The organism is Pseudonocardia sp. (assembly GCF_025965585.1).
In the GTDB taxonomy this organism is placed as follows: domain Bacteria; phylum Actinomycetota; class Actinomycetes; order Mycobacteriales; family Pseudonocardiaceae; genus Pseudonocardia.
On the sequence record NZ_JAOPWR010000308.1, the window covers coordinates 1 to 5,821 of the forward strand.

Annotated in this window: 5 protein-coding genes and 1 pseudogene; all 6 read left to right on the forward strand. The window is 72.8% G+C overall.

The window, feature by feature from the left end:
* Positions 1–265: 265 nt before the first annotated feature.
* Positions 266–1,291, forward strand: a complete 1,026-nt coding sequence (argC, locus tag JWR81_RS18850; RefSeq protein WP_297654216.1) for an N-acetyl-gamma-glutamyl-phosphate reductase — start codon at positions 266–268, stop codon at positions 1,289–1,291.
* Positions 1,288–2,463, forward strand: coding sequence for a bifunctional glutamate N-acetyltransferase/amino-acid acetyltransferase ArgJ (gene argJ / locus JWR81_RS18855; protein WP_297654219.1), 1,176 nt, complete (start codon positions 1,288–1,290; stop codon positions 2,461–2,463). The genes argC and argJ overlap by 4 nt, the downstream gene beginning before the upstream one ends.
* Before the next feature lie 10 nt (positions 2,464–2,473).
* Positions 2,474–3,349: an acetylglutamate kinase gene (argB, locus tag JWR81_RS18860; RefSeq protein WP_297654221.1), complete on the forward strand. Its 876-nt coding sequence runs from the start codon at positions 2,474–2,476 to the stop codon at positions 3,347–3,349.
* On the forward strand, positions 3,346–4,527 hold the full coding sequence (locus JWR81_RS18865; RefSeq protein WP_297654223.1) for an acetylornithine transaminase: 1,182 nt from the start codon (positions 3,346–3,348) through the stop codon (positions 4,525–4,527). Before argB ends, JWR81_RS18865 begins: the two co-directional genes overlap by 4 nt.
* Positions 4,524–5,444: an ornithine carbamoyltransferase gene (argF, locus tag JWR81_RS18870; RefSeq protein WP_297654226.1), complete on the forward strand. Its 921-nt coding sequence runs from the start codon at positions 4,524–4,526 to the stop codon at positions 5,442–5,444. Before JWR81_RS18865 ends, argF begins: the two co-directional genes overlap by 4 nt.
* Positions 5,426–5,821: pseudogene (locus tag JWR81_RS18875) on the forward strand (arginine repressor); the annotation flags it as partial. The gene argF and the pseudogene JWR81_RS18875, both read left to right, overlap by 19 nt.

Here is a 5,821-nt window from a genome sequence, read left to right on the forward strand (position 1 = left end):
CACGGCGAGGCCCGCTACCCGATGCTGCCCGGGGACGCCCTGCAGCTCGACGGCGAGGCGGTGCACGGTCCGCAGGAGCTGGTGTCGCTGCCGATCCGCTTCCTCTCGGTGGTGGCGTACGGGGATCCGGGGACCTCCTGAGCACAGGTGCTTGAGCGCCTCCCTCCGGGGCGTCGAGCGCCGGCTCGACGACGTGCGGATCCGGTCGTGGCCGGATCGATCGGGTGCATCGAGTTTGCATCAGTTTCCGGAGTGATGCATAGTCATGCGCATGGTGCGGATCGCGGTGGCGGGAGCCAGCGGGTACGCCGGAGGAGAGCTCCTCCGGCTGCTGCTGGCCCATCCCGATGTGGAGATCGGAGCGCTGACGGCGGGAGGCAACGCGGGATCACGGCTGGGCGAGCTCCAGCCGCACCTGCTGCCGCTGGCCGACCGCGTGCTGCAGGACACGACGCCGGAGATCCTCGCCGGGCACGACGTCGTCTTCCTCGCGCTGCCGCACGGGAGGTCGGCGGAGCTGGCCGCCCAGCTCGGCCCCGAGGTCGTCGTCGTCGACTGCGGTGCCGACCACCGGCTCACCGACCCCGCGGCCTGGAACCGGTGGTACGGCGGCGAGCACGCCGGAAGCTGGCCCTACGGGCTGCCCGAGCTGCCCGGCGCCCGCGACGCGCTCCGCGGCACGAAGCGGGTCGCCGTGCCCGGCTGCTACCCCACGGTGTCGAGCCTCGCGCTCGTCCCCGCGCTGGTGGCGGGCCTGATCGAGCCCGAGGTCGTGATCACCGCGGTCAGCGGCACGTCCGGCGCGGGCAAGTCGCTCAAGCCCAACCTGCTCGGCAGCGAGGTCATGGGCTCGCTCTCCGCGTACGGGGTGGGGGGCGCGCACCGCCATACCCCCGAGATCACGCAGAACCTGTCGGGGGCGTCCGGTAGGGATGTGTCCGTGAGCTTCACCCCGGTCCTCGCCCCGCTCCCGCGTGGCATCCTCGCGTCGTGCTCGGCGGCCACCACGGCGTCGGCGGCGGAGATCGTCGAGTGCTACGCCAAGGCATACGCCGACGAGCCGTTCGTGCACCTGCTGCCCGAGGGCAGCTGGCCCACCACGGCCGCCACGCTCGGCTCCAACACCGTGCACCTGCAGGTCGCGGTCGACACCGACGCGGGCCGGATGGTCGCCGTCGCCGCGATCGACAACCTCACCAAGGGCACCGCGGGCGGCGCCATCCAGTGCATGAACCTGGCGCTCGGGCTCCCCGAGACGGCCGGCCTGCCGATGACGGGAGTAGCGCCGTGAGTGTCACCTGCGCCCAGGGCTTCCGGGCCGCCGGCGTCGCCGCCGGCATCAAGAACAGCGGCAACCCCGATCTCGCGCTCGTCGTCAACGACGGCCCCCGCTTCGATGCCGCGGGCGTGTTCACCCGCAACAAGGTCAAGGCCGCGCCCGTCCTGTGGTCGGAGCAGGTGCTCGCCACGGGGTCGCTGCACGCCGTCGTCCTCAACTCGGGCGGCGCCAACGCCTGCACCGGTCCCGAGGGCTTCCAGACCAGCCACGCCACGGCCGAGAAGGCCGCCGAGGTCCTCGGCAGTGACACCGACCCATGGGGGGCCGTCGACGTCGCGATCTGCTCCACCGGGCTGATCGGCGCCCAGCTCCCGCGCGAGCGGGTGCTCGCTGGGGTCGAGCTGGCCGCCGGGGCGCTGGCCTCCGACGAGGGCGCCGGGCTGGCCGCCGCCACCGCCGTGATGACCACTGACACCGTCGCCAAGCAGTCCTCCCGCACCGACCCGGCCGGCTGGAGCGTGGGCGGGTTCACCAAGGGCGCCGGCATGATCGCGCCGTCGATGGCCACGATGCTCTCGGTGATCACCACCGACGCCGTCGTCGACGTCCCCGTGCTGCAGGAGGCGCTGCGGGCCGCGGTCCGGGTCAGCTACGACCGGCTCGACATCGACGGCGTGATGTCCACCAACGACACCGTGATCGTCATGGCATCCGGGGCCAGCGGCGTCGAGGCCGACCCCATCGACCTCACCAACGCGCTCACGGCCGTCTGCAAGGACCTGGCCGCGCAGATGCAGGCCGACGCCGAGGGCGTCACCAAGCGCATCACCGTGCGGGTCAGTGGCGCGGTCACCGAGGACGAGGCCGTGGTCGTCGCCCGCACGGTCGCACGTGACAGCCTGGTCAAGACGGCGCTCTTCGGCTCCGACCCCAACTGGGGGCGCATCGCCGCCGCTGTCGGGTACTCGGCCGCCGACGTGAACCCCGACCTGCTCGACGTCGCGGTCAACGGCGTCCTGCTGTGCAAGGGCGGGGTGGCCGCGGGCGACCGCGGCGCCGCCGACCTCTCGGGCAAGGAGATCCTCGTCCAGGTCGAGCTGGGCCTCGGCGACGGCGTCGCGGAGATCCTCACCACCGACCTGTCGCACGCCTACGTGGAGGAGAACAGTGCCTACTCCTCCTGAGGGAAGCACCGTGGCCCGGCTGAAGCGGGCCGGCGAGAAGGCCGGCATCCTCGCCGAGGCCCTGCCCTGGATGCAGCGGTTCCACGGCCGGATCGTCGTGGTCAAGTACGGCGGCAACGCGATGATCGACGAGGAGCTCAAGCAGGCCTTCGCCCGCGACATGGTGTTCCTGCGGCTGGCCGGCATCCTGCCCGTCGTCGTCCACGGCGGGGGCCCGCAGATCAGCGCGATGCTCACGCGGCTGGGTCTGCCCGGCGAGTTCCGCGGCGGCCTGCGGATCACCACCCCCGAGACCATCGACGTCGTGCGGATGGTGCTGGTCGGGCAGGTCGGTCGTGAGCTGGTCGGCCTGATCAACCAGCACGGGCCCTACGCCGTCGGCCTGTCCGGCGAGGACGCCGGGCTGTTCACCGCCGAGAAGCGCACCGCGCTGGTGGACGGCGAGGCCGTCGACATCGGGCTCGTCGGTGACGTCGTGGACGTCAGCCCGGACGCCGTGCTCGACATCGTCCGCGCCGGCCGCATCCCCGTGGTCGCCGGCATCGCGCCGGACGTCGACGGGCAGGTCTACAACATCAACGCCGACAGCGCCGCCGCCGCACTCGCCGCCGCGCTGGACGCGGCCAAGCTCGTCGTCCTCACCGACGTCGAGGGGCTCTACGCGAACTACCCCGACCCGGAGTCGGTGATCAGCGAGCTCACCGCCGCCGAGCTGGAGCCGATGCTCCCGGAGCTGGAGAGCGGCATGGCGCCGAAGATGGAGGCCTGCCTCCGTGCGGTGCGGGGCGGGGTCGGCCAGGCGCACGTGATCGACGGGCGGGTGCCGCACTCGGTGCTGCTCGAGGTCTTCACGACCGAAGGAGTCGGAACGATGGTGATCCCATGACCACGTACGAAGAGCGGTGGCAGCACGCGCTCATGAACAACTACGGCACCCCGCCGATCACGCTCGTGCGTGGCTCGGGCGCCGAGGTCTGGGACGCCGACGGCCGCCGCTACCTGGATCTGCTCGGCGGCATCGCCGTCAACGCGCTGGGCCACGCGCACCCCGCGGTGGTCGAGGCCGTCACGAAGCAGATCTCCACGCTGGGCCATACGTCCAACCTCTACATCACCGAGCCCCCGCTGGCCCTGGCCGAGCGGCTGCTGGAACTGCTCGACCAGCCCGGCGACGACAGTTCCTCCAGGGTGCTGTTCTGCAACTCCGGCGCCGAGGCCAACGAGGCCGCGTTCAAGATGGCGCGGCTCACCGGCCGGCCGAACATCATCGCCGCGGAGAACGCGTTCCACGGCCGCACGATGGGCGCGCTCGCGCTCACCGGACAGCAGCCCAAGCGCACCCCGTTCGAGCCGATGACGCCCGGCGTCTCGCACGTGCCCTACGGCGATGTGGCCGCGCTGGACGCCACCGTCGACGAGCACACGGCCGCCGTGTTCCTCGAACCGATCATGGGCGAGGCCGGCGCGGTCACACCGCCCGAGGGCTACCTGAAGGCCGCCCGCGAGATCACCGCGGCCCGGGGCGCCCTGCTCGTCCTCGATGAGGTGCAGACCGGCATCGGCCGCACCGGCGCCTGGTTCGCCCATCAGACGGCCGGCGTCGTGCCGGATGTCGTCACGCTCGCCAAGGGCCTGGGCGGCGGCCTCCCGATCGGGGCCTGCATCGGCATCGGCGCGGCGGGTGCGCTGCTCGAACCCGGCCACCACGGCACCACCTTCGGCGGCAACCCGGTCTGCTGCGCGGCGGCGCTCGCCGTGCTGGACACGATCGCGTTGGACGGGCTGCTGGAGCACGTCAACCTCGTCGGCAAGACGATCACCGCCGGAGTCGAGGCGCTCGGCCATCCGCTGGTGCGCGGCGTCGACGGCGCCGGGCTGCTGATCGGCATCCTGCTCGGCGAGCCCGTGTCCGCCGGGGTGGCGACGGCCGCCCGCGACGCCGGGTTCCTCGTCAACAACGCGGTGCCCGATCGGGTCCGGCTGGCCCCGCCGCTGGTGCTCACCGAGGCACAGGCGGGGGAGTTCCTCACCGCGCTGCCGGCGATGCTGGACGGTGCCTCATGACGCGGCACCTGCTCCGCGACGACGACCTCACCCCTGTCGAACAGGCCGAGGTCCTCGACCTGGCCGACGCCATGAAGGCCGACCGCTTCGGGCACCGGCCCCTGGAGGGGCCGAAGTCGGTCGCGGTGCTGTTCGACAAGTCCTCGACGCGCACGCGCATCTCGTTCGAGGTGGGCATCGCGCAGCTGGGCGGCAACCCGCTGATCATCGACGCGCAGTCCAGCCAGCTCGGCCGGGGCGAGACCATCGCCGACACCGCGCGGGTGATGTCGCGCTTCGTGGACGCCATCGTCTGGCGCACGGGCGACCAGTCGCGCATCGAGGAGATGGCCGCGGCGTCCACGGTGCCGGTGGTCAACGCGCTCACCGACCAGTTCCACCCGTGCCAGGTGCTGGCCGACCTGCAGACGATCCGCGAACGGTTCGGCCGCCTGGCCGGGCTGACCATGACCTACCTCGGCGACGGCGCCAACAACATGGCCCACTCGCTGCTGCTCGGCGGCGCCACCGCCGGCATGCAGGTGCGGGTCTGCGCGCCGGAGGGCTTCCAGCCGGATGCCGAGGTGCTGCGCGACGCGAAGGGCCGCGCCGCCGAGACGGGTGGCGGGGCGGAGCTGATCGCCGACCCGCACGCGGCCGTCGACGGCGTGGACGTCTTGGTCACCGACACCTGGGTGTCGATGGGCCAGGAGTGCGACGGCCTCGACCGCACCGCGCCGTTCCGGCAGCTGCAGCTCAATGCCGACCTGCTGGGCCGGGCCGCGCAGGGCGCGATCGTGCTGCACTGCCTGCCCGCGCACCGCGGCGACGAGATCACCGACGAGGTGATCGACGGCCCGGCCAGCGCCGTCTGGGACGAGGCCGAGAACCGGCTGCACGCACAGAAGGCGCTGCTCGCATGGCTGCTGCGACGATGACGGCCGTCCAGGGCGGACGGTCCCGGGCGGCCCGGCAGGGGCGGATCGTCGAGCTGATCAGCCAGCGGCAGGTGCACAGCCAGAGCGAGCTGCTGGCGCTGCTGGAGGCCGACGGCATCGGCACCACGCAGGCCACCTTGTCCCGCGACCTGGACGAGCTCGGGGCGGTCAAGCTCCGGGGCGCGGACGGCGGCGCCCCGGTCTACGTCATCCCGGACGACGGCAGCCCCGTCCGCGGGATCGAGGGTGGCACCGCCCGTCTGGCGCGGTTGCTGGGGGACCTGCTCGTGTCGGCGGACGCGAGTGGGAACCTGGCCGTGCTGCGCACCCCGCCCGGGGCCGCGCACTACTTGGCCAGCGCCCTGGACCGCGCCGCA

Excerpts from the sequence above, each read along its gene's own strand:
- argC (WP_297654216.1), top strand. The coding sequence starts at position 266 with ATGCGCATGGTGCGGATCGCGGTGGCGGGAGCCAGCGGGTACGCCGGA.
- JWR81_RS18865 (WP_297654223.1), top strand. The coding sequence starts at position 3,346 with ATGACCACGTACGAAGAGCGGTGGCAGCACGCGCTCATGAACAACTAC.
- argF (WP_297654226.1), top strand. The coding sequence starts at position 4,524 with ATGACGCGGCACCTGCTCCGCGACGACGACCTCACCCCTGTCGAACAG.